Source organism: Peribacillus phoenicis (assembly GCF_047238085.1).
Lineage (GTDB): Bacteria > Bacillota > Bacilli > Bacillales > DSM-1321 > Peribacillus.
In genome coordinates, this window is the sequence record NZ_JBDFMF010000008.1 from 90,336 (window position 1) to 114,347 (window position 24,012).

Annotated in this window: 20 protein-coding genes; 8 read left to right on the plus strand and 12 right to left on the minus strand. The window is 39.7% G+C overall.

The features are described 5' to 3' along the window. Positions 1-23: 23 nt before the first annotated feature. The 8 genes from ABC374_RS28530 to ABC374_RS28565 form a co-directional block, all read right to left on the minus strand. Complete coding sequence (locus ABC374_RS28530; RefSeq protein WP_387511671.1) at positions 24-860, minus strand: phosphoenolpyruvate hydrolase family protein; 837 nt, start codon at positions 858-860, stop codon at positions 24-26. Beyond that, entirely contained in the window at positions 853-2,178 is a 1,326-nt protein-coding gene (locus ABC374_RS28535; protein ID WP_413020690.1) for a Tm-1-like ATP-binding domain-containing protein, read from the minus strand. Before ABC374_RS28535 ends, ABC374_RS28530 begins: the two co-directional genes overlap by 8 nt. Then, the gene (locus ABC374_RS28540; protein WP_413020692.1) at positions 2,126-2,581 is read right to left on the minus strand and encodes a cupin domain-containing protein; all 456 of its coding nucleotides are present in this window, start codon (positions 2,579-2,581) and stop codon (positions 2,126-2,128) included. Before ABC374_RS28540 ends, ABC374_RS28535 begins: the two co-directional genes overlap by 53 nt. 166 nt (positions 2,582-2,747) lie before the next feature. Continuing rightward, positions 2,748-3,614, minus strand: coding sequence for a sugar phosphate isomerase/epimerase family protein (locus tag ABC374_RS28545; protein WP_387511665.1), 867 nt, complete (start codon positions 3,612-3,614; stop codon positions 2,748-2,750). A 28-nt stretch (positions 3,615-3,642) separates the two neighbouring features. Beyond that, positions 3,643-4,683 carry a substrate-binding domain-containing protein gene (locus tag ABC374_RS28550; RefSeq protein ID WP_387511663.1) on the minus strand — a complete coding sequence of 347 codons (1,041 nt, stop codon included), beginning with the start codon at positions 4,681-4,683 and terminating at the stop codon, positions 3,643-3,645. 88 nt (positions 4,684-4,771) lie between these two features. Continuing rightward, a complete protein-coding gene (locus tag ABC374_RS28555) occupies positions 4,772-5,638 on the minus strand; it encodes an ABC transporter permease (RefSeq protein ID WP_387550811.1) in 867 nt (288 codons plus the stop codon). 161 nt (positions 5,639-5,799) lie between these two features. After that, positions 5,800-7,296, minus strand: a complete 1,497-nt coding sequence (locus ABC374_RS28560; RefSeq protein ID WP_413020694.1) for a sugar ABC transporter ATP-binding protein — start codon at positions 7,294-7,296, stop codon at positions 5,800-5,802. Between the two features lie 101 nt (positions 7,297-7,397). After that, the gene (locus ABC374_RS28565; RefSeq protein WP_413020696.1) at positions 7,398-8,612 is read right to left on the minus strand and encodes an ROK family transcriptional regulator; all 1,215 of its coding nucleotides are present in this window, start codon (positions 8,610-8,612) and stop codon (positions 7,398-7,400) included. A gap of 354 nt (positions 8,613-8,966) precedes the next feature. On the opposite strand from ABC374_RS28565, the gene ABC374_RS28570 reads away from it, so the two are divergent. Together ABC374_RS28570 and ABC374_RS28825 are read left to right on the plus strand one after the other, a co-directional pair. Continuing rightward, complete coding sequence (locus tag ABC374_RS28570; protein ID WP_413020697.1) at positions 8,967-9,140, plus strand: transposase; 174 nt, start codon at positions 8,967-8,969, stop codon at positions 9,138-9,140. 163 nt (positions 9,141-9,303) lie between these two features. After that, entirely contained in the window at positions 9,304-9,444 is a 141-nt protein-coding gene (locus ABC374_RS28825) for a DUF3967 domain-containing protein (protein WP_488199294.1), read from the plus strand. An 835-nt stretch (positions 9,445-10,279) separates the two neighbouring features. Here the strand turns inward: ABC374_RS28825 and ABC374_RS28575 are convergent. The 4 genes from ABC374_RS28575 to ABC374_RS28590 form a co-directional block, all read right to left on the minus strand. Then, complete coding sequence (locus tag ABC374_RS28575) at positions 10,280-10,963, minus strand: MerR family transcriptional regulator (RefSeq protein WP_413020699.1); 684 nt, start codon at positions 10,961-10,963, stop codon at positions 10,280-10,282. Between the two features lie 1,243 nt (positions 10,964-12,206). Next, complete coding sequence (locus ABC374_RS28580; protein ID WP_387550800.1) at positions 12,207-12,626, minus strand: hypothetical protein; 420 nt, start codon at positions 12,624-12,626, stop codon at positions 12,207-12,209. Positions 12,627-12,635: 9 nt separating this feature from the next. Further along, positions 12,636-13,778 (minus strand): Alp7A family actin-like protein, encoded by a 1,143-nt coding sequence (locus ABC374_RS28585; RefSeq protein ID WP_413020700.1) that lies wholly within the window; start codon positions 13,776-13,778, stop codon positions 12,636-12,638. 162 nt (positions 13,779-13,940) lie between these two features. Continuing rightward, positions 13,941-15,800 (minus strand): hypothetical protein, encoded by a 1,860-nt coding sequence (locus ABC374_RS28590; protein ID WP_413020701.1) that lies wholly within the window; start codon positions 15,798-15,800, stop codon positions 13,941-13,943. A gap of 1,045 nt (positions 15,801-16,845) precedes the next feature. Here ABC374_RS28590 and ABC374_RS28595 point away from each other — a divergent pair. From ABC374_RS28595 to ABC374_RS28620, 6 genes are all read left to right on the plus strand, one after another. Further along, positions 16,846-18,396, plus strand: a complete 1,551-nt coding sequence (locus ABC374_RS28595) for a primase C-terminal domain-containing protein (protein ID WP_413020702.1) — start codon at positions 16,846-16,848, stop codon at positions 18,394-18,396. Between the two features lie 1,173 nt (positions 18,397-19,569). After that, positions 19,570-20,364 carry a hypothetical protein gene (locus ABC374_RS28600; RefSeq protein ID WP_413020704.1) on the plus strand — a complete coding sequence of 265 codons (795 nt, stop codon included), beginning with the start codon at positions 19,570-19,572 and terminating at the stop codon, positions 20,362-20,364. After that, positions 20,333-22,318: a type IV secretion system DNA-binding domain-containing protein gene (locus tag ABC374_RS28605; protein WP_413020734.1), complete on the plus strand. Its 1,986-nt coding sequence runs from the start codon at positions 20,333-20,335 to the stop codon at positions 22,316-22,318. Before ABC374_RS28600 ends, ABC374_RS28605 begins: the two co-directional genes overlap by 32 nt. Next, positions 22,305-23,384, plus strand: a complete 1,080-nt coding sequence (locus ABC374_RS28610) for a conjugal transfer protein (protein ID WP_413020706.1) — start codon at positions 22,305-22,307, stop codon at positions 23,382-23,384. The genes ABC374_RS28605 and ABC374_RS28610 overlap by 14 nt, the downstream gene beginning before the upstream one ends. Further along, entirely contained in the window at positions 23,381-23,542 is a 162-nt protein-coding gene (locus tag ABC374_RS28615; protein WP_413020707.1) for a hypothetical protein, read from the plus strand. The genes ABC374_RS28610 and ABC374_RS28615 overlap by 4 nt, the downstream gene beginning before the upstream one ends. A gap of 73 nt (positions 23,543-23,615) precedes the next feature. Beyond that, complete coding sequence (locus ABC374_RS28620) at positions 23,616-24,005, plus strand: TcpE family conjugal transfer membrane protein (RefSeq protein ID WP_048883074.1); 390 nt, start codon at positions 23,616-23,618, stop codon at positions 24,003-24,005. The last annotated feature ends 7 nt before the right edge of the window (positions 24,006-24,012 follow it).

The following is a 24,012-nucleotide window of genomic DNA, read 5'->3' on the forward strand; positions in this document are numbered from 1 at the left end:
TTGACGTTTCTTAAGTTACCAACTCAAACCCTTGCCTTTGAGAGTGGAAGTTCTTTAAATCGTCGTGTATTTTCTGTAATAGCTATTTCAACCGGCAGTCTCTCCATACTAGAAGCGCCATAGAATCCATCAATGCCCGTGGTGTGTTCTAATATATATTCGACGTCCTGGACCTCTGCAATAGGACCACCATGGCAGATTACAAGTACATCTGGGTTCACTTCTTTTGCCGCATCGTGCATGGCTTGAATGATGTTGGCGGATTCATCAAGAGTCATTACACTATGCGCTCCAGTTAATCCACTAACCGTCGTACCAACATGGGCAACTATGATATCAGCTCCTGCTTCGGCCATAGCACGTGCCTCTTGCTCATTGAAAACATAGGGTGTTGTTAATAGGTCTAGGTCACGAGCTATTTTGATCATCTCTACTTCCCGATCATACCCAAGCCCCGTTTCCTCCATGTTTTGGCGCAACCGTCCCTCATAGAGTCCTACAGTAGGAAAGTTTTGCACCCCTTTAAAGCCAATCTTTTTTAACTCTTCAAGGAAACTAGGCATCGATCTAAATGGGTCCGTACCACAAACACCTGCAAGTACAGGTATATTCTTCACTACCGGTAAGACCTCACTTGCCATTTCAACTACGATTTGGTTTGCATCTCCATAAGGCATTAAACCAGATATTGAACTACGTCCCGCCATTCTAAATCTTCCAGAGTTGTAAACGATAAGAAGATCCGCACCGCCAGCTTCTGCACACTTTGCTGAAATCCCAGTACCTGCTCCGGCTCCAATAATTGGTATTCCTGCTGCCACTTGATCCTTTAATTGCTTCAATATTTCTTTTCTACTCATGTCTAAGCACCTCTTCTTTTCTTATTTTAGTTTTATAGAACTGGTTTAACTTTCTCGCCATTGCCTCAGCAAAATCTGGATCGTTAATATCTGAGTCCATTAATACCAAATCAATATGAGAATGGAGTGTCTCCTTAAGGTTCTGGATTAACGCCTGATCCGCTTCGGGATCATGGAAAACCTCCCCTTTTTTTGAGATTGCAGAGACGCCATTGAGCGGGACAAAAACACTAACTGGTCCTTTTGCCTGGTTTATTTTATGACCAATTATTCGACCCAATTGAGCGCACTCTTCCACTGTAGTACGCATAAGAGTAACATTCGGGTTATGTTTACTTATCTTCCGCCCTTGGAAATGTCTGGGTACCGTGTATGCCGGTCCGAAATTCACCATATCTAGGGCGCCTAGCGAAATAACCTGCGGGATACCGAGACGTCCGGCCATTTCAAGCCTCTCTGGACCCGCTGATAGCTCCCCGCCAACCAACTCATCAGCAAGTTCAGTCGTAGTGACGTCCAAGGAAGCACTAATGAAGCCATCTCTCATAAGTGCTTCCATCGCACGCCCCCCGGTACCATTAGCGGAGAATACTACTACCTCGTATCCATTCTCTTCGAGCCACTTACTGGCTATTGAAACACAAGGCGTTGTAACCCCAAACATAGTAATAGCGATCAATGGCTTATTTTGTTTTTTTGGACGGTAGGTTTTGCTCGCTGTTGCCATTCCAGTGATAGCGACTGCAGCATTGAAAAGTATCTTTTCTGATATAGAATTTATACCGGCAATGTCCACCACCGAATACATCATAGTGATATCCGATTCTCCTACATAAGGCCTCGTATCACCTGAAGCGACAGTAGAAACCATTAGCTTTGGCACCCCAATCGGTAGTGCACGCATCGCTTGAGTTGCTATTGAAGAACCACCTGACCCTCCCAATGCAAGAATTCCATCTAGACGGCCTTCTGTATAGAGTTTACGAACTACCTCTGTTGCACCGACTGCCATTGCCTCCATGGCTATACCACGATCGTTTTTGCTTATAATCTCCTCGATATCGGTCCCGGCGGCACTAGCAATTTGCACTCTGGTAACATCAGCTGGAATCTGAGGTTGTCCTAGAACACCAACATCAACAAGAATTACCTCACAACCTCTGGTGCAAATAATCTGATTTACAAAGTTATGTTCGTTACCCTTTGTATCAAGTGTACCTAAGACTACAATCGTTGCCATATGCGAAATCCCTCCATTGCTTGTCCTATCGCTTTGGTATTTCACCAGGTGGAGCGATTCTGCAGTCAGGTAACTCACGCAACTCCGCCTCGGGACCAGTTGGTGAATAAACAACAAATGATTTCATTGGCTCCCAGCCTGTATTGATGGTGTAGTGATACCTGCCTTCTGGAACATATACTGTGCATCCAGCGGATACCTTCTGTATCACTGGGTTGCCATTCTCATCCTCAACCATCTGTTCACCTTCACCAGAGACAATATAAATGATCTCCTCTGAACCAGGATGATTATGTCGTTCATGCCCTTTACCTGGATCAACAACGACTATTCCTGTACTAAATCTTTCAGCTCCAGTAACCTCTGGAGTGGATGTCAGTTTGAAACAGCCCCAATCGAACATCATTGTTTCTACATCATCTGGCCTTATATACAACTTTTTATCACTCACTGAAGCACTAGATCCTTTTTCAACACTCATGGTATTGGCCCCTTTCTTAAACAAGATTTAAGGTATTTATTCCACAATCAAAAAGTTTGTATTTCATTTACTGTCGCAATTCACGTAAATCATTGATCATCTGGTTTAACTTACGGAAGAGTAGCTAGAACACGACTTGATTACCTAGTGCTCCAGCCTCTCTCTCTTATTTAGACTTGATCAATAAACTTTTATTTGCCTCATCGACCAATGGCTTGAGGTACTCAAACGCTTGACGTGCCACATAGTCTGGCTCAATATCACGGCGATCAAAACCAAGTTCCATAGCCAGGTATCCGTCATAATTGATGTCCTTCAGTGCAGAGATAAGAGAGACGAAATCTCCTCTTCCTTGCCCAGGAGCTAATCGATCATTGTCAGATATATGCATATGGTGAAGATTCTCTCCCATGCTGTACACGTAATCGGTTGAAACTTCTTTACGGTGAAGAGCATGGAATGTATCAAACATAAGTTTTACATTCGGTTTGTTTACCTCTTCCATCAACTCAATAGCATCATCGCAACGATCTACTAGATTGCTATCAAATGGAGTTGGTTCTATAACCATCGTTACATCATAATCCAATGCAGTTTTTGAAATCTCGCTCAGAGCTTCTCGGCTCCACTCCCATGCTTGTTTTCGGCTAGTACCGAAAACCTGCCAACCAGGAATATAAAGTACGGTTTTACCTCCCCAATAAGCACATAACTCGATAACTTGTTTATAATGCTCAATAGTATGTCGTCTCTCCTCAGGGATAGGAGAAGCTACGTTATGGCCAGGCCCTCCGCTTAGAGCTGGAAGCATGCTTGATACCTCTAACCCATAATGTTCTAATATTTTTTTCATGTTCATTCGTCTTTCTGTAGACAAAGTAGGTGGATAAGCATGTGGACTGGCCGCTCCAATCTCAATTCCGTCATAACCGATAGCGGCAATCCTCTTAATTACTTCCTCAAGCGGATAAGCGGGTAACCATACTGGAAAACTTGCGTAAGGCCAAGTGTTAAATGATAGTTTCATTGTCATAATAAACTTCCTCCTTTTATTTGCTAGTTTAATAGGTAGTGCCTTTATATTTTTCCACGTTCTCTTTTGTCACAACAGGTGAGTCTAATTTAATCTTCTCTGGTAGTTCCTCTCCGGCTAACGCTTTTGCGGCTGCAATAATGCTCATAGGAGTAATGACCGGATAAACAGTAGTAGAATCTATGACACCATTTGTAATCTGATCAAATGCCGCCTGCTGTCCATCTATGCTGATCACTTTAATTTCATCTTCTCTGCCTGCTGCCTTTATTGCCTGTATGGCACCAAGAGTCATAATATCCGCATGTGTAAATACTGCATCAATCTTCCCTTTAGGGTACCGCTGCAATAGATCTTCCATCACCTTCAGTCCCTGCGCCTGATCATAGTTAGCACTTTGACTCGCAATCACTTTAATTCCAGGAGCCTCTTTAAGCGCTTCCATAAATCCTTTATGTCTATCAATTGTTGGCGAAGCTGAAGGGCTTCCTTGCAATTCAACTACATTTCCTTTCCCATTTAAGCGGGACACTAGGTCCTTACCCGCATTCATTCCCAAATCTAAATCATTTGCTTTTATTGTCGTAAGAACTGGGGCGTTGACTGTGCGGTCAATGGCAATTACTTTTACTCCCGCAGCCGTTGCTCGTTTGACCGCAGGGGCTAAAGCATCTTTCTCTACGGCGTTTATAATCAAAACTTTAATTCCTTTAGAGATAAAATCATCCACAAGTTTAGTTTGGGCAACTGGATCATTTTGGCCATCGCCTACTAATAATTCAATATTAGGAAAATATTTTTTGGCGGCTTCTTCAGATTGGGTTTTAATAGCTACACCATAAGGAAATGTAGTGGACGCTATGGCCATGCCTACCTTTCCTTTAATAGATTCCCGTGAAGCCTTTAGCTCCAATACACTTTCACACTCGGAATTGCAGTAAAGACCGTAATCAATTGGCCCTTTAGTCGAAACCTTTACAACCTCTTCAGAAGAGTTATTACTGCAAGCCACTGTAACAAGCATGAGCATTGAAAAACCTATTATTGACACCTTTCTCCTAAACTTCATTAACGTTCCCCCCTTTTCATTACTGATTAGATCCGCTATAAACGTGTTATTAAGACACCAGTCCTCCCTCAAATTTGTTTTTAAAACATCAAAGTCCTGTCCATTGCTGTTTAATCAGCTGCTTTAGCGCAGGAGTCGTAAACAAAACTGCGGCCACGATTATTAGTCCCTTCGCTACCTGTTGGTTGTATGGAGATACTCCCAATAAATTCAAGAGATTTGCAACCATGGCCAGCAATAATGCCCCAAGTACTGTTCCTCCAACTCCTCCCTTGCCACCCATTAAACTGGTTCCGCCAATAACAACCGCTGCAATACTATCTAGCATGATTGCACTGTCTGCAGTCGGATGCCCAACAAAAAGCCTTGATGTATTTATTAATCCTCCAACAGCAGCACATAAACCGCTGATGGCATAAACCATTAGTAAGATACGAGTAGTTTTGACTCCAGACAGACGTGCGGCATCTAAACTTCCTCCAACTCCATATATAAACCTACCAAAAGATAAGTATCGTAACACCATCCAGGCAACAAGAGCACTCAATATGAACAAAATCACTGGGCCTGGAATTAACCCGATTCCACCATTACCTAACATATCTACAATCTTGCTGTTTGTCGTAAAAGTCTGAGGTGCACCATTCGATAGAAGTAAAGCGACACCATTACCTACGGCCATTGTAGCAAGAGTCATAATAAAGGGTTGAATTCCAAAGAAAGTGGTACCAATTCCATTGATTATTCCAATTACAATACCTACTAACATGACGATTAAGAGTGCTAGTGGAACCGCAACACCTTGGTTTATCATCAATGCGAAAGACACCCCGGAAACTGCAACGATAGCCCCTACCGAAAGATCGATTCCCCCTGTTAAAATAACAAATGTCATCCCTATAGCAACGACTCCAACGATGGAAGCCTGACGAGCAACATTGATTATATTTTGCAAATTGAAAAATTCCGGTGTTAACAGTGCTGTAAATATAAGGAGAGCGATAAAAAGAAGGAGGGTCACTCCATATTGCTTAAATAACCGCCTAAAGACATTGTTGTTGTCGGGTTTCAAGGTTTGAACAACAGATTCTGTGGGATTTATAATAGTTTCATTTTTCACTTATTCGTCCCTCCTACGGCATATTTCATGATTTCTTCCTCAGTGGCTGACTCGTGATCCATCTCACCAGAAATTTGACCTTTATACATCACTAGAACGCGGTGACTATTTTCAAGAATTTCAGGTAATTCTGAGGATATTAAAATGACAGACATTCCCTGCTCACAGAGTTCCCTAACCACGGTATAAATTTGGGCTTTGGCTCCAACATCAACACCCCTAGTCGGCTCATCCAGAAGGAGAATATCAATACCTGACTCCAACCATTTAGCGAGGACGATCTTCTGTTGATTTCCCCCTGATAAACTTCCGACTAATATCCCCAAATGGGCTAACTTTATTTTTAATGACTCTACATGTTTCTTTGCTATGATTTGTTCCTTTTTGTTTTTAATTACTTTCATCTTACTACTCGCCATAAAGATATTTTGTAAGCATGAAAGATTTTTAAACAACCCCTGTCCTCCTCGATCTTCGGGGACCAAACCTATTCCAATGTTAATTGCCTGTCTAGGGGAGTTAATTTTAACTTGACGACCATTAACAGTCACTTTGCCAGAATCTATAGGATCAGCCCCAAATATTGCTCTTACCAACTCAGTCCTACCGGCTCCTCTGAGACCGGCGATACCCAACACCTCTCCCTTATTGAGGGAGAAATTGATGTCATGAAGGACTCCTTTACGTGATAGGCCTTCAACCTGCAGTACAACATGCCCTTTTTCATAATTAATCTTATTGCGAGGAGCAGTGCTTATATGACGTCCAACCATCATCCCTACTAATTCGTCAGGATTCGTCTCTTCAATGCGGCCGTCACCTATCTGTTGTCCGTCTTTTAAAACCAAGTACCGATCTGCTAAACCGAAGATTTCATTTAATCTATGAGAAATGAAGATGACCGCTATACCACGTTTCTGTAACTCTTTCACAATAGTAATTAGCCGATCCACATCATCTCCGCCTAAAACTGCTGTCGGTTCATCCAAAATCATAAGGCGTGCGTTACTGTAAAGTGCTTTGGCAATTTCTAGCATCTGTTTTTGTGCGATGCTAAGGGTGGATACAGGATTTTTTACTGGAAGTTGTACCCCGAATTCATCAAGGAATCTCTCGGCTTCTTTATGTAATTCCCTCCAATTAATACGTCCTTTAGTTTTATGAAAATTATTAAAAAAGAGGTTTTCAGTTACCGAAAGATCGGGAAATAAATTAAACTCCTGGTAAACGGTTACAATTTCACTTTTTTCTGCATCAAGAGGAGTATGAAACTCCACTTGATTCCCGTTGATTAAAATCTTTCCTGCATTTGCCTTTATTGCACCGGAAAGAATTTTAATTAATGTGGATTTTCCAGCTCCATTCTCTCCTACAAGCGCTAATATTTCACCAGAATTAATCTTTAAGTTGATGTTATTGAGCACTGTAATTCCAGAATAGCTTTTTGATATATTTCGCATCTCAAGAAGGGGAAGATTTGCTTTAACCTCCATAAAAGACAGCCTCCTTTTCTTTAGATTAATCCATTCAACACCCATGCAACCGTTTACAAATATTTTAAATTAGATATCTTTATATATTTCTCCTAAAATATTCAAAAAGAAAAGATACCCTCTTTGGTTTTCTTAAGTGAATCGTCGATTATTTTATCCACTGTTAAAACCGCAGCGCCTATTATTCCACCTTTTTCACCCAATATTGAAGGCTGTATTATTAGATTACGTGTAGACAATGGCAATGAACGGTGATAGATAGCTTGCCTTATAGATGCCAAAAGTACATCACCAACCTCAGACACTCTACCCCCTATACAAACTAGAGAAGGATTAAAGAAATTAATGAGACCAGCTATTACATTTCCAATTTGAAAACCACATTCCCGGATTAGTTCAACAGCACTTGGATCTGATTCTCGTACTGCACGATTAAAATCCTCCAGGCTTATCTTCCCTTTGGTCGCCATTATTTTTGCAAGTATCTCACTTTGGCCATTCCTAGCAATTTCCTCCGCTCTTCGTACAATCGCTCTACCGCCAGCAATTGTTTCTAAGCAACCCCGATTCCCGCAATAACAAAGCAAATCCTGTCCAATGTTTATGTGCCCAACATCACCTGCACACTCAGTAGATCCACGATAAATCTGACCATTGCATATAATTCCTGCGCCGATTCCGTTCCCAATCTTCAGAAAAATCAGATTATTGATTCCGGAAACTCCCTCAACAGTACGCTCCCCGAGTGCCCTCGTATAGACATTATTGTCAACATAGCATGCACAATCAAAGTGTTGGGACAAGAACTGAAGAATTGGGTAGCGATCCCAACCTGGCATGATAGGAAGTGATGCAGGCAAACCAGTGCTATATTCCACCGGTCCCGGTACTCCCATGCCAATTCCTTTGATTCTGGAAATCTCTATGTTACTTTCGTCAAGTAAGGAATAGATCATTTCTTTAATATGGTCAAGTACTGCTGCAGGTCCTGCTGCTACGTCTATATCACTAGCTTTTGATGATACAACACTACAGTTCAAATCTGTTATTCCGACCTGAACATGGGTTGACTCCAAATCAATTCCAATTATGTATCCAGCTTCATGGTTGAACGCTAAGAGTCTTGGTCTTCTTCCCCCAGTAGAATTACCCATCTCTACTTCGATTATCAGGTTACTCCTAACTAGTGTTTCGACATGTTCTGTTACCGTCGCTAAACTAAAACCTGTTGCCCGCACTATTTCAGCTTTAGAATTTGGCTTTTTACTCTTCCAAATTGCCTGTAAAACTTTCCTCGTTCCCGGCGGCATATTCATCCTAACCCTCACCCCTTCACATGTAATAGATAAAACCACATCCTTTTGATTATTTACAAATTTTAAATATTCACTTTTTTATATCAATATAAAGAAGTATAAGAATTAACTAAAGAAGTATATTGAATATTACGAAAACTATTTTATGTTTTTAATTTATTATAGTAACTTTTTACAGTCAATGTAAAAAAGTATAAGAATTAATTAAAAATGAGTATAAGAACTTTTGATAAAGCTTATATAAAGGCTAAGTAAGTTAAACCATAATATATCTACAAAACTTGGAGTTAGTATGGTTTCATGGACACATTTTAGTTAAGTCCTTACAATGATTTTTGAGAGGATATGTCCGTTTTGGAACGTAAGAATACAGGTATAAAATATAATAATGAATTCAAGAAGACTATTGTAGATCTTTATCACTCGGGTAATCCGGTCAAAGATTTAAGCAGCGAATATGGCGTATCAGAAGTTACCATTTATAAATGGGTTAAAGAATTTACGCCAATTAGTTTAGGGGAAGAGTAATCTCGCGAATTTTCTGCTTTTTAGGAATCCATTTAAAAGCCATACGTGAAGAAATGGCGGCACTTAGGGAAGAAAATAAACAAATGAAGGAACAGCTGGATAACCAAGAAACTTTTAATAAAGAGTTTGTTATCTCAGGTATCCAACAAATAATAGGTGAAGTATAGAACGCGATAAAGAACTGGATGAATCCAATAGGGCAGCAAAGGAAGCTAAACAATTAATAGCAGCAGCCAACGAGAATCCGGATACTAACCTGGATAAACAAAAAAAGGGCTTCTTTGCTCGACTTTTCAGAAAGTGAACAAAGAAACCATAGGCGTCTTCTTTAAAGGTATTTCTTTAACGTAAAAAAAGGTAATTCAGCTGAATTACCTTTTTTATTAGTGTTAGAACTTCTAGTAAGGGGCTTTATGTTAACTATTTGTATAGAGTATTCATGTAATATACTTTTTTACAAATCTAGTCTAACAAAAGGATTGGATTAATCATTATAAAATGTTTTTCTCCTAGCAACATTCACAAGGATTGCAACATACACAAGGATTACATCCACATTTAAAACAACGCATATTCTCCTTCAAATTCTCGTTAACCCTTTTTTGTCTTAATTCTGCCTGGCATTTTTCTAATTGTTGTTGAGCTAAAGCTAATGCTCGTTGACAGGCTAAACGTCGTTGTTGAGCTAAAGCTAATTCTTGTTGGGTTGCTGCTAATGCCTGTTGACTGAATGTGTATCTATTAGTGCAAATAAATAATCTTTTACTACATCGCGGATTATATTAGGTAAACTTCTTATATACTCACTATTTATAAAAAAATCAGAAATTACTTAAATCTCTCGTTATTCTCCTACAAGAACTATAGTCTATCCTCGAGTTAATTGATAGGTAACAGTAGCACTTCTATAATTCATATTCAAAGCCCTTAGCAAACCGTATGGCTAGATTTGGTGGGTAACGAACGCAAAAGACTGGGATAACCCTTTAAGTGTAAATGATAATAAAAAAAGACCTTATTAAGGTCTTAATGATTGTGATTGATTCAAGGGTATTCCAATTTCATCCATACATGAAAAAACGGGAATGAACTCTTAACGTAAATGTACGGTTATTTATAGAAGTATGTCCATCCATTAATTACTTATCAAGTTCCATTTCTTTTTTCAACCGTTCCACAAAACGGTCATTGATATAAGTACGGATAAACTGATCCTTTTTCTCCAAATCTATGTCCTTTCTAAAAAAACCCACCCTCTTAAGGCGTTGATCCTCAGGCAAGTTGGACCATGCCTGGTTCGCCTCCTCTTCCAGTGAACTTTCAATCTTTCTCTGGATTACCATCGCTTGAAAGCTTTGGTTCTTCCTTTCTTCTATAGATGGTGGTTTGGGCAAGCCGTTCAGTAACTGTTCATATTGGCTTTTCAACTCTTCGACCTTTGCGGTAGCCATTTCTTCAAAGGTTCTCTTTACTTCATCTGTTATCTGTTTTTTCAAAGTCTCCATATTGTCTACATATGGAGCAGGTTTCTCTTTTTTTACAGGGAATGGTCTTAACTCAAAAAAGTTTGAGAGATCATTTGAAATCGCTGATAAGGCCCACTTCTCTTCCCTTCTCTTCTTTATAAACATTGCGATTTTTAAATCTAATTCATCGTACACCTTTTCATTGGTTTCTAGAGTACGATTTATATAATGGAGGCGTTCTTTCTCTAACCGTTTAAACCATCCGTCCACTGTATTAATATGTATATTTTGATTGTTCAGATGTGTTTTTAACGTTTCTACAAAATCGCTAATTTTCCAAAAGGTTTCTTCTGACATTTTTGAACCCCCTAAATTTATTTTTTTCGTCTTATTTATTAAAAGTCTCTAAATAATGAACTATATGTAGAACACAAAGCACAAATGGTCTACATATATAACGGTTTTACCGGTAGTAATAGAAAGAATAATAAGTTGCTCTTTTTATGTAGATTATTTGTGAATTAGAGAGTATACGTGCTCTATATCCTTTTTCTAATTAAGTAAGAAAATGACCGTTGATTGTAGCCTCGAAAACTCTTGCCTGGAAAATTGGTTTTTAGTATTGAAATGTAGCCTCTGGATTATAGTCTATATGTAGAATACAAAACACAAATGGTCTACAGTAGCAACTTTTACAATTGAAGTAGCAGTTAAATAAATGAAAGAAAAGGTTAATAAAATTATCTAACTGTGGTTCCAGATTCATATAGGCCATATATGGTGATCCTTTATAGACCATTTATGGAATATAGAGTATATGTGCCCTCTAAGTTTCTTTTCTTATGGTAGGAACAAGGAATATATGGTGTAGATATTGCCTCATATTATGGTCTATATGTAGAATACAAAACATAAATGGTCTACAGTAGTAACTGTTGTATTTGAAGTAACAGTTAAATAGTAAAAAGAATATGATTAAAAAAACGGTCTAGTTATGGATTCGAGTTTATGTAGGCTATATATAGCAATAGTTTATAGACCATTTGTAGATTATAGAGTATATGTGCTCTATAAGTTCCTTTTCTTTAGTTAGATAAGATGCATTGTTTTGAAACTTGAAAACTACCTATCTAGATTTAGCTAATATATGGAGTAGTTGTAGCCTCTAAATTATAGCTTATATGTGGAACATAAAATACAAATGGACCACATTACTAATAATATTATACAAGACTAGTAACGAATAACAAAATAAAAAAGAATGATAAGATAGCCATTTTCTATTATCCTTTATTTAAGGAGGAAGTTATAGTCAGTTTTGGAGCAGGGGTAGATTGAGCCTTGAACTCACCATCTGTAGCTTAAATCCTGTTAAAATTTATAGACTATATATAGCTTACAGAACACAAATGGTCTATAAAGAGTTTCGTTTGCTGCAACTTTGGGGGAGAGGCAACATTCTAACCATTTGAGTCACACAATAATTGGAGAATACAAGTTGTTTGTGCTCTATATGTATTTGACTTTCAATAAGCAATGTCCTTTCTCTGATTTTGACTGATTTTGTCTATATCAGGAAAAACCCCATCAAAGGATGGGGTTAGTCGTCGTCGTCAAAATCTAAGAATGTTTTTTGTGCGAATTTTTGAATCGCTGCATTTGCTTTAAATGCGGTTTTTTCTTCTTGCTTATTTTCTAGAGGCTGATTAAATTCAAAGGCTTTAGTAGGCTTGGTCACTACCTGATAAAGAAGTTGACCAATCAATGCTTTTGTATTAGGGTGGTTCATCCATTCCTTTTGTTCAGCTGTCAAACCTTCGGGCAAGCTAATGGTGATTTGATCGCTATCTGTATTCCCCAAGGCTTTTTGCGAAACAGCCTTAACAAAGATCGGAGCTATTTCACTACTGAATTTCCTGCCTAATTCCTTTTTCCTGCTTATTAAATACTCACTGACATGTAAAGGGGTATCAGAGGGTAAGCGAAAAGAGATGGTTTTTCCAGGCTCAAATTGTTCCATGGATTTATATCACTCTTTTGTAGCTGCCACGTTTTGTGTAGATATCCCTTTACTTTGTAAATACATAAGCAAAATTTTAAAATAGGCTCGTGTAATCATCCATACGCTGTCATCTTCGGAAACGAAACGGAGAGGGTAGTTTTTGTCGGCTTGATTCAGAGCATTCAAGTAAGGTTTTAACACCAAGGATCCGCCCCCAATTTGATAGGCCAGTCTTATGTCCGGAACATTCCGCCACATATCTTTAATTAATTTATATTCTTCTTTTGCCAAGACGGATAATTCTTCATCTATGATATCCTTGATGGAGACCCTATTCCCATTAACCCAGATATGATATTGTTCATCAGGCTGTTCATTTGTGATGATTTCTACGAGTGTGCGTCTACTTTTAATGGTGTATTTGTATTTGGAATAGACTTTCTTGATAATGTTATCCAAGTAGGTGGATACACCTCTTTTTATTCCATTGCTGTATTCATTATCCACTTCAGCTTCATCGGTGATGATGGCCGAGTCCGTTGATAAGCCCCCAATATCGTTGATGAGTATTGTTTTTCCCATGAGTTCCTCGTTTTTGGTAGAACCGTCATCATTTGTAGTTAAATCCACAAACGCTGCGAATCCTTCCGTATTCACAAGGATTTGTTCGAATTTAATCCGAACAATTTTACCTTCTAGGGAAGGGGTTTTCAAGAATTTCACTTCATGTTGGGAGTTTTTCAGCTTTTTTCGGAAGTCTTTGGCTTTTCCTTGTTTAGTTTCATCCAGGGGCAATCCTGTTGATAAATAATAAGTGGCTTCAATTACACCATCTTCTTCAGGGAATTGTTCCACGGCATCATAAGCAAGGGTTGTCAATAGCATGATGACAGGTTGGTCACTCTCGGATTTATCTTGATCTGGCGTTAATTCGTCATTATTTGGATACTTGGATGCTAACTTTCCGACAGCAAAACTTCCGTTTTTATTTTTCAAGGCGGAAGAAGTAATCTCCACATGTAATCCATTCAATATGTTTTTTTCCATCTCCACAATTTCCCGATCTTGCACTTCTGCAATGACGTTCGGTATGTATACACGATTTTCAATACTTCCCAAGAATCCTTTCACCGCATCATTACCAACATCAACTGATACAAATCTACCCATTTTTAATAGATTCCTCCTCGGTTTCATTTATTTTCATTGAAATCTAATCTAATTGTATGCTTTTTGTATGCAACTGTCAAATTTGAATGCAAAATGCATGCAAGTGAAAATTCCCCGTTCCGATGTAGGAAGTAAACAAAACGACAAAACTCTAACGATTAATCAATTAGAGTTTTGTCGTTTGGATTTTTCTTTTATCCAATTAAGCATTTTTTCATCGTTCTTATTGTTTTGACGCTTATTTTCCTTTCTGAGGTATCGTGAAAAGGTAGAGTGGGAAATGCCGATTTCCTCAGCAGTCTGCCGGATACTCATATTTTGAGAGTCCATCATCTCTCTCATCGTCTCAGGAGAAAGCGCCAATTCCTTTTCCGGCCCAAAATGAAACGCCTGCTGCTCTGTTTTGGGTAGGCTATTGGTGATCACGGACGTCACTTTGGGTGGAACCTCAAATGAGTCTTCCATTTCAAGTGCAGGGGCCAACTCATCTAGTGAAAAGTCCTGGGAGAAAAAAAGGTCTTCTGAAATCGAATTTTCGTGACTTATCTGATTCATCCGTTCAATAATTTCCTCATTCACCAAGCGGTTTGAATCAATCATCATTTTTTTCTGGTTCTCTTTAACGACAATGTCTGTGGGTAGAATAAGCACATTCAATTTGGTCCAATAGCCTTGAAACCATCCTTTTTTTCCAACTTGTTCCTCCTCGATCTCTTCGGTGTAGCTCCAGCTACTGATCACGCTGTCCTTTTGCAATTCATCCAAAACGTTTTCAAACTTATCCCTTTTTTGCACCCCGTTATATCGACTGGATATATCCATTATTTTCAACAGGGTAGAGACCTTAAACGGTTGATGCAAGGACCTTCTGATGGTCCTGATTTTCCACTGTAGATTTAGGTAACGGGTCAATCGCTTGTGTTCGCGCTGTGTGTAGTGGCTATACTGAAACACTTTTAAATCCAACAAGCCAAGTGTGCGATTTGGTCCATCTAAATAAGGGGTAAGAATAGGGGATGGCTTTACCTGTACGGCATATATCCCTTTCGCTTCCCCGGTTTTTTTATCATAAGCAACACGGATTTTTCCGATTTCGAACATTCTCTGGAAATCCTTGAATTCATAAAGTTCATTGTCCTGAATATCCTGGGTGTTGATCACCTTTACCTGTTGATTGCCCAGAGAGATCCAAATACTTGAAAGTGCAGCCACCCGTTTCATGATATTGAAGCGATCTTCCTCACGGAAGTCCAGTTCCCGTCCTTGTGCAGTCCGTTTCTTCAGGTTCCTAAGCTGTAAGGCATCATTGCTATGAAACTCAATATACCCGTCAATGGACTTGGGCGAGACCATCCATAAATATGTAATTAAGTCAAAGAGGTCGGCGGTCATTTCATCCAATGAGTTTATAGTGGATTCTATCAGTTCAAGCCACATTTCCTGCTGATCGGAGGCTAGCTCAGCATTCTGGGATTCTGGGGGCCGTATTTCAGCTAATCCTCTAACGTGTCCACGGTTGTCTATAATCTCGGTTGCCAAGAGACCAGCCTCTCCTTTTTTAAAGTCCTTTTTCTTTGTCACGATGTCTCTCATTAAATGATAATCAATATCCATGCTTGAATAGATATAGTGACGGCTCAAGGCCTCACTTATTTTCTCCTCGTTCGCACTGCGTTTTATCTCGTCCATCGGGAATTCGTGTATGAAATGTCCGGCCAATATGACCTTGATTGTATCCTGATAACTTTCCACGGCCTTTTTTATCATTTCTTTTGTTATAAGTTTTTCGAAGTATAACGTTTGAGTGAACAAGGAAAATAAGGCCCTGAAGCTTGGTCCCATGGTAAAGCCCGGAACCTGATTTTTTATCTCTTCCTCCGTCATACGATAGGCTTCCTGTCTCCATTTGTCCAAAATATAAGGACGATCTTCAAATAAAATCTTTGTTTCTTCAAAAATAGAAATTTTAAGAAACTCATAGTTCAAAATCATACGATCATGTATGTCCTGATACCTCAACAACAACCCCATCCTCTCTATTGCAGGGAATCCTTGGGTGGAAAGATTAGAACCTTTTCATCTAAAATGCACCACTTTTTTATCATTATATCAAGAGTGGACCACATTTCGAAGAGTAAATGCACCATTTACTACACAGGTTTCGAATTAATGGTGCAAATGCACCAGTTCCAGTCTAATTCCTTCCATACCTCCAATAATAAGGAATGCTGCACAGCTAAACTCTTTAAAACAAGGAGGAATGGTCAGTCACTTCACTATTAGCACGATTTCTTTCAAATTGAGCTTTCAAAATGCACCATCATTCTAGATGTGAGCGGAACCTGTGTACCATTTCATAGATGAAATGCACCACATATGCCCTATATGTAGCACATTTTTTAGTGACCATGAATTCTTAGAAAATGCCACCTTGAAATCTTTTTGGGGCATATTGAGTATAATTTGCACCAATGCAATGAATTCGAGCGGAACCTGTGCACTATCCCGTGATAGAAATGCACCAAACCTATATTTTCGGAGACAAAGTGAGCGGAACCTGTGTAGGAAGGATAAATGTTGGTTAAACAACTATTCAGCAAAGATTTTCTTTTTCTTCACCTTAAAATTGCACTCACTTTTTGAAGGAATATTTAGAGATTGAGCGGAACCTGTATACCAAAAGTGCACCACAAGACCATAAAGGTGAGCGTAACCTGTTTGGAACATTTTTTGGTTTTACGTTCACGATGCTTAATATGACTGGTTTTTTCAGTAACCTATTCAATTTGATATATGTGCACAATTGGTTCATTATTGGCCTTTTTGGTGCAAAAAGCGAGCGTAACCTGCATAATAAAAAAATTTAATTTTTTTTTCTATCCCTTGGGGCTCTAAGCCTCAAGGGCCTTTTTAATTTTGGTGCATTTCCCTTAGAGAGCACGATTTTTCAAAAGTCGAGTTCGATATACTTTATTCAACAAAAAGTTCATTGCAAGAAGTGGAAATCGGGGCAATTTATTTTAACTTTAGCTGTTTGTATTCAAGTATTAGGAGGAAGGTGCAAATCATGGGAACTCCATTGGCAGAAAATCGTAAAAGAGGCTTTCATTCAATCATAGAAATCATGCAATTTATGACTCATGATGGCTTGCTTCTATACAAAAGAAGGGGTACACGCCAACCTATAAGCAGGGTGGTTGCATACGAGAAAGCTATGAGCGAATCTAAGAATCATAAAGGTGTGGTCTTCGTATCCCCATCCAAGGCCGAACTTGTGGAGGGAAAAGGCTACGTCGTGACCTCTTACGAAACGCTTCAGGAAAAGTATCAAAACCTGTCACACTGGACACCCAATACCTACCGAGGTGGTACATACTATGATTTCAAAAACCGCATCATCAAGGGGCATCAGCGTGAAAACCTAAAACAAATCCATGTTATAGGACTTGATATAGATTCAAAGGATGTGGATCTGTACGCTCTTTATCTTGGATGTGAGGAATTGGGATTGCCAAGGCCAAATCTCCTGCTGGAAACGCCAAGGGGATTCCAGGTCTTCTTTGTTCTGGAAACTCCCTTTCATATAAACAAAAACCAAGAATACAAGGCTTTAAGAGTGGCCGAACGCCTGTCGGAAAATATTCGAAAAGCGCTTAAGAAGTATGTACCGGTCGATACCGGATGTATCCCTTTCGGCTTCTACCGCATCCCAAGAGAAGACAATGTACTGGATTTCTATGACCAGCCTGCAAATACAAGCCAATTGCTTACCTGGTCCAAACAGTATGAAGAACAGGAGAATAGGAACTTCCTGCGTGTGGTCTACAACAAGAATGCACCAGCAATCGATCAAACATCTTCGGACTGGTATCGTGCGCTTATTAGGGCTACACACATCGAGAAGGGGCATTACGGCTCCAGCCGCAATAATGCGCTCATGACACTTGCACTTGCCAATTATGCGAGTGAACGGCCAATCGAGGAAGCCTATGATGAACTGGATCAATTCAACAGCAACCTGGAACACCCCCTTAAGAAAAGAGAATTTGAACGAATCCTGAAGAGTGCTTATTCAGGAAAATATAAAGGGGTAAAACGTACATATGTGGAAGGCTTACTCGAGCTTTGGACAGATGGACAAGCTAAATTCAAGGGAAGGGAAGGCTGGTATAAATTCAAAAAGCCTCGGGAAGAACGAGTGCGATCCCATTATAAGGAGTGGGAAGAGGACATCATTGCCTACCTGGATACCCATACAAGCCCTGAAAAGCCGTTTTTGGAGGCTTCTTTGAAAAACCTTGCAGAAACCTTTGGGATTCCCCTATCCACGCTAAAAGAGGTCTGCAAGCACTCTAGTAAACTGAAAAAGTTTACGATTGGCCGAGGGCGCGGGGCAGTCACCAAACTAGCAAGCCGTTCCATGCTATTCCAAAACTTGTTGCTATTACGTAGGGATCGCATTCGCCAATCTCAGCTGACGTTTGCGGAATTGCTGCCCCATCCGAATCAATTTACTGCAACCCTTCCAATACCCACATTGGAGGCCGAATTGTTTAGCCATGAAGTGGACATAATATATAGTTCCGGAGCTTCTCCGCCGGATAAGATGACCTCTTGAAAATAATAAGCCAGTCTGCCAATACATATCTATAGTATCCTGCTTGTGGGGTCTTTAACAATTACTGTTCCTCCTTATTCTTATTGTTTTTCGAGGGGATAGGGTGTGAAAGTTGATGATTATTCTTGTTTTATTAGGGAATGTAATGGTGTTTGAATGGGTAATCAAAGCATTATGGGGGGAGAGTAGTAGACGTCTAGTTAACTGTTAGTTATTATTTTCATGCGATATTTTATACATATGGGTGATTTAAGTATGGTTTTTTTTGAGACTTCATCTGTTAATCTTAGATCTCCAGTAATATTTATTTGTTTTGGTTAAGAAATCGAAACTAGGCATCGTAAGTCCTTATTTTGTTTCATGAGCAGGTGAGTTTAGTATTAGATTTTAATTCCATGTAGGCGATAATACACAAGTGATTTCCCAATAATATGGTAATTTTTAATCAATTATCTTTACAAACATTGCCAAACAAATGTACGTCTAGTAGACTGAAAATAAGTAAAAAAATAGCAAATAATATAGATTCATATACGTAAATAGAGGGGTAATGAATCTCTTTGTTATTTGCGGTCTAAAATGACGACCACCCCAATCACACAAGGGCTGAACACCTCCTGTTTATTCTCGTTTCCTGCAGAAGACCTCGCCCATACTACGTAAACATAGCCGAGGTCTTCTGCTACTCAAATAAAGGCGGAGGCATTCAAAGTGTGATTGGGGTGGTCAGGTTAGATTTTAGATAATGGGGAGGAGTGATAGTTAGGTAGTTGAAGAGATATGAATTAAGTTCAAGTGATTTAGTTCAAGGTCAAATACCAAGTTCAAAAATAAAAAAGTTCAAGATCTAGTTCAAGGTCAAAGGAATAAGAAAGTGGAGAAATGGTAGGAATGAGAGATTAATGTAGAGGGTTTAATAAGGGTAATATTATTTTAAAGGATTGTATAAACATACATTTTTAATCCATTCTTATTGTGGTTGTTGACTAAATAAGAGCATAACTGTGTTATGGATTTTTCTTAGATGTCGTGTTTTGGCTGGGCCTGAAAATACTTCAATCTTTTATTTTTTTTGTGGTTTTACTCGCGGTTTTATTTATGAAAATAGTAACAATTTTGGTAAACTTCAAGAGGGAGAGTGGTTCCTATATTTTCTAGAAGAGGATGATATTTTTGGTATTGCTAAAGTACACTTCATTGAAAGAGAAAGATTTGGAGTATTTATCGTTTATTTTGAGGAATGGTATGGTGACGGCCAAACAAATCATGTTGAAATTCAGGGAGCCGAACATTCACCGTGTTTATCGCAGGCTACGAAAATTAGAAGGCCAAAAGTTTGTCAAGCATGAACGTATTGCACATAAAGTAGGGGTTTATCTTGGAACGATTGAGGCCAGGAAATTAACGAATGTCCATGTAACCGTTCCAAATAAGGCAACGATCTACACCATGCAGCATGATCTTCTTATTACCGACTTGATCCTTTTTTACGAACTACAATCGGAAAAACAGGCCGTTGACTTTAAATATCGGACAGAGAGAGAAATTCGTTTTTCTATGATAGGAGAAGGAGATAATCGAAGTAAATTGAAGGCATACAATGATAATCGAGACCGCATACCAGATGCCGTTTTCTTTTTTAAAGGAACAGATGGGAATGTGACAACCACTTGGGTTGAGCTGGAATTGAACAAGAAAGATCGTAAGCGTTATGATTACAAGTTTAAGATGTTTGATGACATGCTTTCCGGTGGACGACAGGACCATCAGCTTTACTCCTACGATCAGGTGATCTATTTTGCGAATGACGTAAAAATTCATAATGTGATCAATCAGGCCAAACAGCGGTTGATTAATGCCAGCAAGATTACTGTGCGTAATGTACCTTCTATCATTTTGGAAGAACGTTGGGAAGAGGTGTTGCCGGTTGGAACCGATGGAAAGTCAGGGAGAGCCGAAGCAGACTGAAACCGATCAGATCGTTGGCGATCTAGTGATTTATGGATTAATCGGCATAATTGGAGTCTTGTTTTTTCTTCCGGCCATGCTTGGAATGCTGATTTTTGCGATCCTTACCCTCTTTAAGCGAGATTGGATCTCCTACGTTATCCTTGTAGCCGGGGTCATCCTTTTGTTTTGGCAATTTCAAACAGGGCGACTCCTCAGTTATTTTGGATTGATTTCAGACATGAACATTCCTTATATGTCAGATGTTTTGGAAAGATTCCTCAATCAGGGGGATACCATTGCCGTGACCAGTACTTCCTATCTTGTTTTACTCGGTTTAGCCTTTCTCTTCTCATTTGGATTTTTTATCTTCGCCAAATACTTTTGGAAAAAGCGAGTGACCACCAAATCTGGTGAGGTGAAGAGGCAAAAGGAAGAGCAGAAATATAAGGCTTTCCGCAAAAAACGAGGGAAGTTCTTGAATAAGAAGCAGAAACAGTACCGACATAAACCGTCCAAAGAAGTGTTTGTCGGGTACTCCGATTTTAAAGAGCGTGTGACGCTTCATTCAAAAGAACTCAATTATCACATGCTAGCAACAGGAGGAACCGGTACTGGAAAGACTACGTTGATTGCCTCCCTAATGGAAGCGGCTTTGCAACAGGAAAAACCGGTTATTTTCATGGATGGGAAGGGCGAAAGAAAGTCGATGCTTGAATTTAAGGCCTTATGCGAAGCCTATGGCAGGAAGGTGTATCTATTTTCTGAAATGGACGATCTCACGTACAATCCGATCAAGAATGGTACCCCAACCGAAACACGGGATAAGCTCATGTCACTTTTTAGCTTTTCGAATGAAGGGGATGGGGCTTACTATACCGATATTGCTTCCCGTTATTTGCAATTGGTCGTCAAGTTGATTGATGAGGCAGGGGTTCCAAGGGACATCAAGACGATTGTGGAATTAACCAATTATAAAAACAGGAGCGAATTTTTCAGGGAACATAGCAGCCAAGTAGAAATCGAAGAAGAGTTCAAGGTTGAAGTAGAGGAAGAAGTCATCGTCGAAAGGCAGTCGGCTTTTACAACGGACGACGATTTAAGCGGTTTTATAGCCAATGCAGAACCAAAGAAGGAAACAGTCAAAAAAATGGTTGTAGAAAAGCGGAAGCGATACGTCACAAAGCTTGAAGAGGGCATGCAGCGTATAAAAAAGGTGTTAGATGACGAATTTCCGGAAGAAATTGTGGAGGGATGCCTGACACGATTGAAAATGCAACTGGGTGAGCTCCTAGAATCCGATCTTGGTCATTTATTTGTAGAAAGGGAGAACGGCATTGATCTTCAAAAAATTACGGATCATAACGACGTGGTCATTTTCAGCATTTCAGGAAGCCGATATGCCGAATACATTAAAAAGATTGGAAAAATGATCATTTTGGATGTAAATAGTTTGGTAGCTTATAGACAAGCCCAAGGGCGTAAATCGATTTTTGGAGTGTATGATGAGTTTTCTGCCTATGGTGACCGCAGGATCGTTGATATCGTCAATAAATCACGTTCTGCTGGCTTTGAATGCATTATCTCCACCCAAACGTTGTCTGATATTGATGCCATTGACCCAATCATGACGGAGCAAATCATTTCAAACTGCAATATTATCGCAACAGGCCGTGTCAATTCCTCCAAAGACGCCGAACGGATCGCCCAAGTTTTTGGTACGTATTCCGACCAGGAAATCACGCAGCAAATCGAAAAAAAATATCCCCGTATCCGTTATGAAGCAACCATGGGGACGGTTCGGGATGTAGAACGGTTCAAGGCGAATCCGAGCGAGATCAAGAATTTGCAAATCGGTGAAATTTTCATCAATCGTAAAATGGTAGAAGAAAATATGGGTGATACCTATTTCCGACGAGTCTATGTTCGAAACGCACTAGAATTAGGGGGGATTCCACCAAATGAAGCTTCTTGATACGCTCAAGCATGGGGTGAAGAACAATGCAGACCGAGGGCGCAAGAAAGTGATGAAAGATGATAGGCGACTCAAGTCGTCGCGATTTAATGGACGAATGATCTTTAGCTTTATATTTTGGGTTGTACTTTTAGGGGTGATCTTTTTGACCTTTCTATCATGGTCCCGGACAGGCTTCCTGAACGAGAAGGTTAATGGATACCAAGATAAAGCCGCGGCGCAAATCGCGAGCCTGAATGAAGTGGGTTTCGCCAATTCACCGGCTGGTGAAGATTATTCCAGACAGTTTATTGAAACTTATATCAACGTACCCGATGATGAAAAGAAGCGAGAAGAACGATCCAAGGCACTCCAAAGCTTTCTTGCAGAAGGGTTAGAAGTTGGACAGTTGGAAAACCTTTCGGAGTTTAAAGGGAAACGAGTTTTGAAGAGTGCTAGTTTATATGATGTGAAAGATATTTCGGAAGCAGCGGCCAGTTATGTGTATCGTATAGAATATGAACTTTTCAAGATCGTCGAGAAAAAAGAACAGGTGGAAGTGAAGAAGAAAAACAAAAACGGCAAAGTAGAGGTCGTGAAAGAAGAAAAGACCACTAGGAAAGATGAATCGCTAGGCAAGAAACAGCAAATGATTGTCGTTCGGCTTGGGACAGACGGGAACTCCTTTAACGTAATGGAACAGCCATACTATCAAGCTCTTCCGAATGATACTCGGTTGACGGCCATTGCCGATAAAACCGATCAGTCAGACAAGAATACTGAGGTAGAGAGTGAACTTCAGCAGTTCGCGACACAATTTTTCACTTCTTATACGACGAATTCAACTGAGGAAATGTCGTATCTCATGGAAACCCCCGAATCTCTTAAAGACCTATACGAGTATAAGGGCCTGGAAGGCTTTGTGGTCTATGACGGGGAGAGAAAAGGGCAATACATCGTGAAGACGCTGGTCCTCTTACAAGAGGCGAATACGGGGCTACAATCGAAACACCCGTTTACCCTTGTTGTGAGCAAGCAAAATAATAAATTTTATGTTCATGAATTAAAACACACTAAAGGAGGATGATTTTCATGCCAGATATTACAGGTCTTACAGATTACGTGTCGTCCCAGGTCGCAGCGGTCTTGTTCATTGTTATGGTTGTCATGATTGTTCGAGCTTTCATATCCCAACGTTGGGGCATGTTCTTCTCTAGCTTCATCTTTGCGGTCGTTGCTATGTGATTGTCTCTAATCCGGGTGAATTCGAAAGCATGGCCAATGCCATTTGGAATCAAGTGAAAAGTGGAGGGCTTTCATGAGGTCAGCTGCTTATAGCTACCGGAAATTCTTTAAATATCCCTTAAAAATTTGGAAAATTGGAAAAAATGAAAAATCCCTCGTCTTTTCCAAAGGGATTGAGATTAGGCAAATCATGGTTGCCCTCGTGCTTTTCAGTGTCTTCTTTCTTTTCAGAGGGAGCATCAACCGAGTCCTTCCAACGACGTTGCAGCTGGCTTTTTATGCCGTGTTGCCTTGGATGATCGCAGGCGCAATCTGTCGAAGCAAATTGGATGGTAAACGACTTGATCGTTTCTTTATTGGGTACTTCCGATATTTGTATACTAAACGATTTAGTTACAGCAGCCATAAACCCGTTTACCAACCACAGATGAAGAAAGCACAGTCATACGAGCGATTCCAATAAGGGGGTG

Bases quoted from the DNA above. Each gene is read 5' to 3' on its own strand.
- ABC374_RS28585 (WP_413020700.1), bottom strand. From the start codon at position 13,778: ATGGGTAGATTTGTATCAGTTGATGTTGGTAATGATGCGGTGAAAGGA.
- ABC374_RS28550 (WP_387511663.1), bottom strand. From the start codon at position 4,683: ATGAAGTTTAGGAGAAAGGTGTCAATAATAGGTTTTTCAATGCTCATG.
- ABC374_RS28560 (WP_413020694.1), bottom strand. From the start codon at position 7,296: ATGGAGGTTAAAGCAAATCTTCCCCTTCTTGAGATGCGAAATATATCA.
- ABC374_RS28620 (WP_048883074.1), top strand. From the start codon at position 23,616: ATGAGGTCAGCTGCTTATAGCTACCGGAAATTCTTTAAATATCCCTTA.
- ABC374_RS28575 (WP_413020699.1), bottom strand. From the start codon at position 10,963: ATGTCAGAAGAAACCTTTTGGAAAATTAGCGATTTTGTAGAAACGTTA.
- ABC374_RS28545 (WP_387511665.1), bottom strand. From the start codon at position 3,614: ATGACAATGAAACTATCATTTAACACTTGGCCTTACGCAAGTTTTCCA.
- ABC374_RS28580 (WP_387550800.1), bottom strand. From the start codon at position 12,626: ATGGAACAATTTGAGCCTGGAAAAACCATCTCTTTTCGCTTACCCTCT.
- ABC374_RS28540 (WP_413020692.1), bottom strand. From the start codon at position 2,581: ATGAGTGTTGAAAAAGGATCTAGTGCTTCAGTGAGTGATAAAAAGTTG.
- ABC374_RS28610 (WP_413020706.1), top strand. From the start codon at position 22,305: ATGAAGCTTCTTGATACGCTCAAGCATGGGGTGAAGAACAATGCAGAC.
- ABC374_RS28530 (WP_387511671.1), bottom strand. From the start codon at position 860: ATGAGTAGAAAAGAAATATTGAAGCAATTAAAGGATCAAGTGGCAGCA.
- ABC374_RS28565 (WP_413020696.1), bottom strand. From the start codon at position 8,612: ATGAATATGCCGCCGGGAACGAGGAAAGTTTTACAGGCAATTTGGAAG.
- ABC374_RS28615 (WP_413020707.1), top strand. From the start codon at position 23,381: ATGATTTTCATGCCAGATATTACAGGTCTTACAGATTACGTGTCGTCC.
- ABC374_RS28605 (WP_413020734.1), top strand. From the start codon at position 20,333: ATGGAAAGTCAGGGAGAGCCGAAGCAGACTGAAACCGATCAGATCGTT.
- ABC374_RS28595 (WP_413020702.1), top strand. From the start codon at position 16,846: ATGGGAACTCCATTGGCAGAAAATCGTAAAAGAGGCTTTCATTCAATC.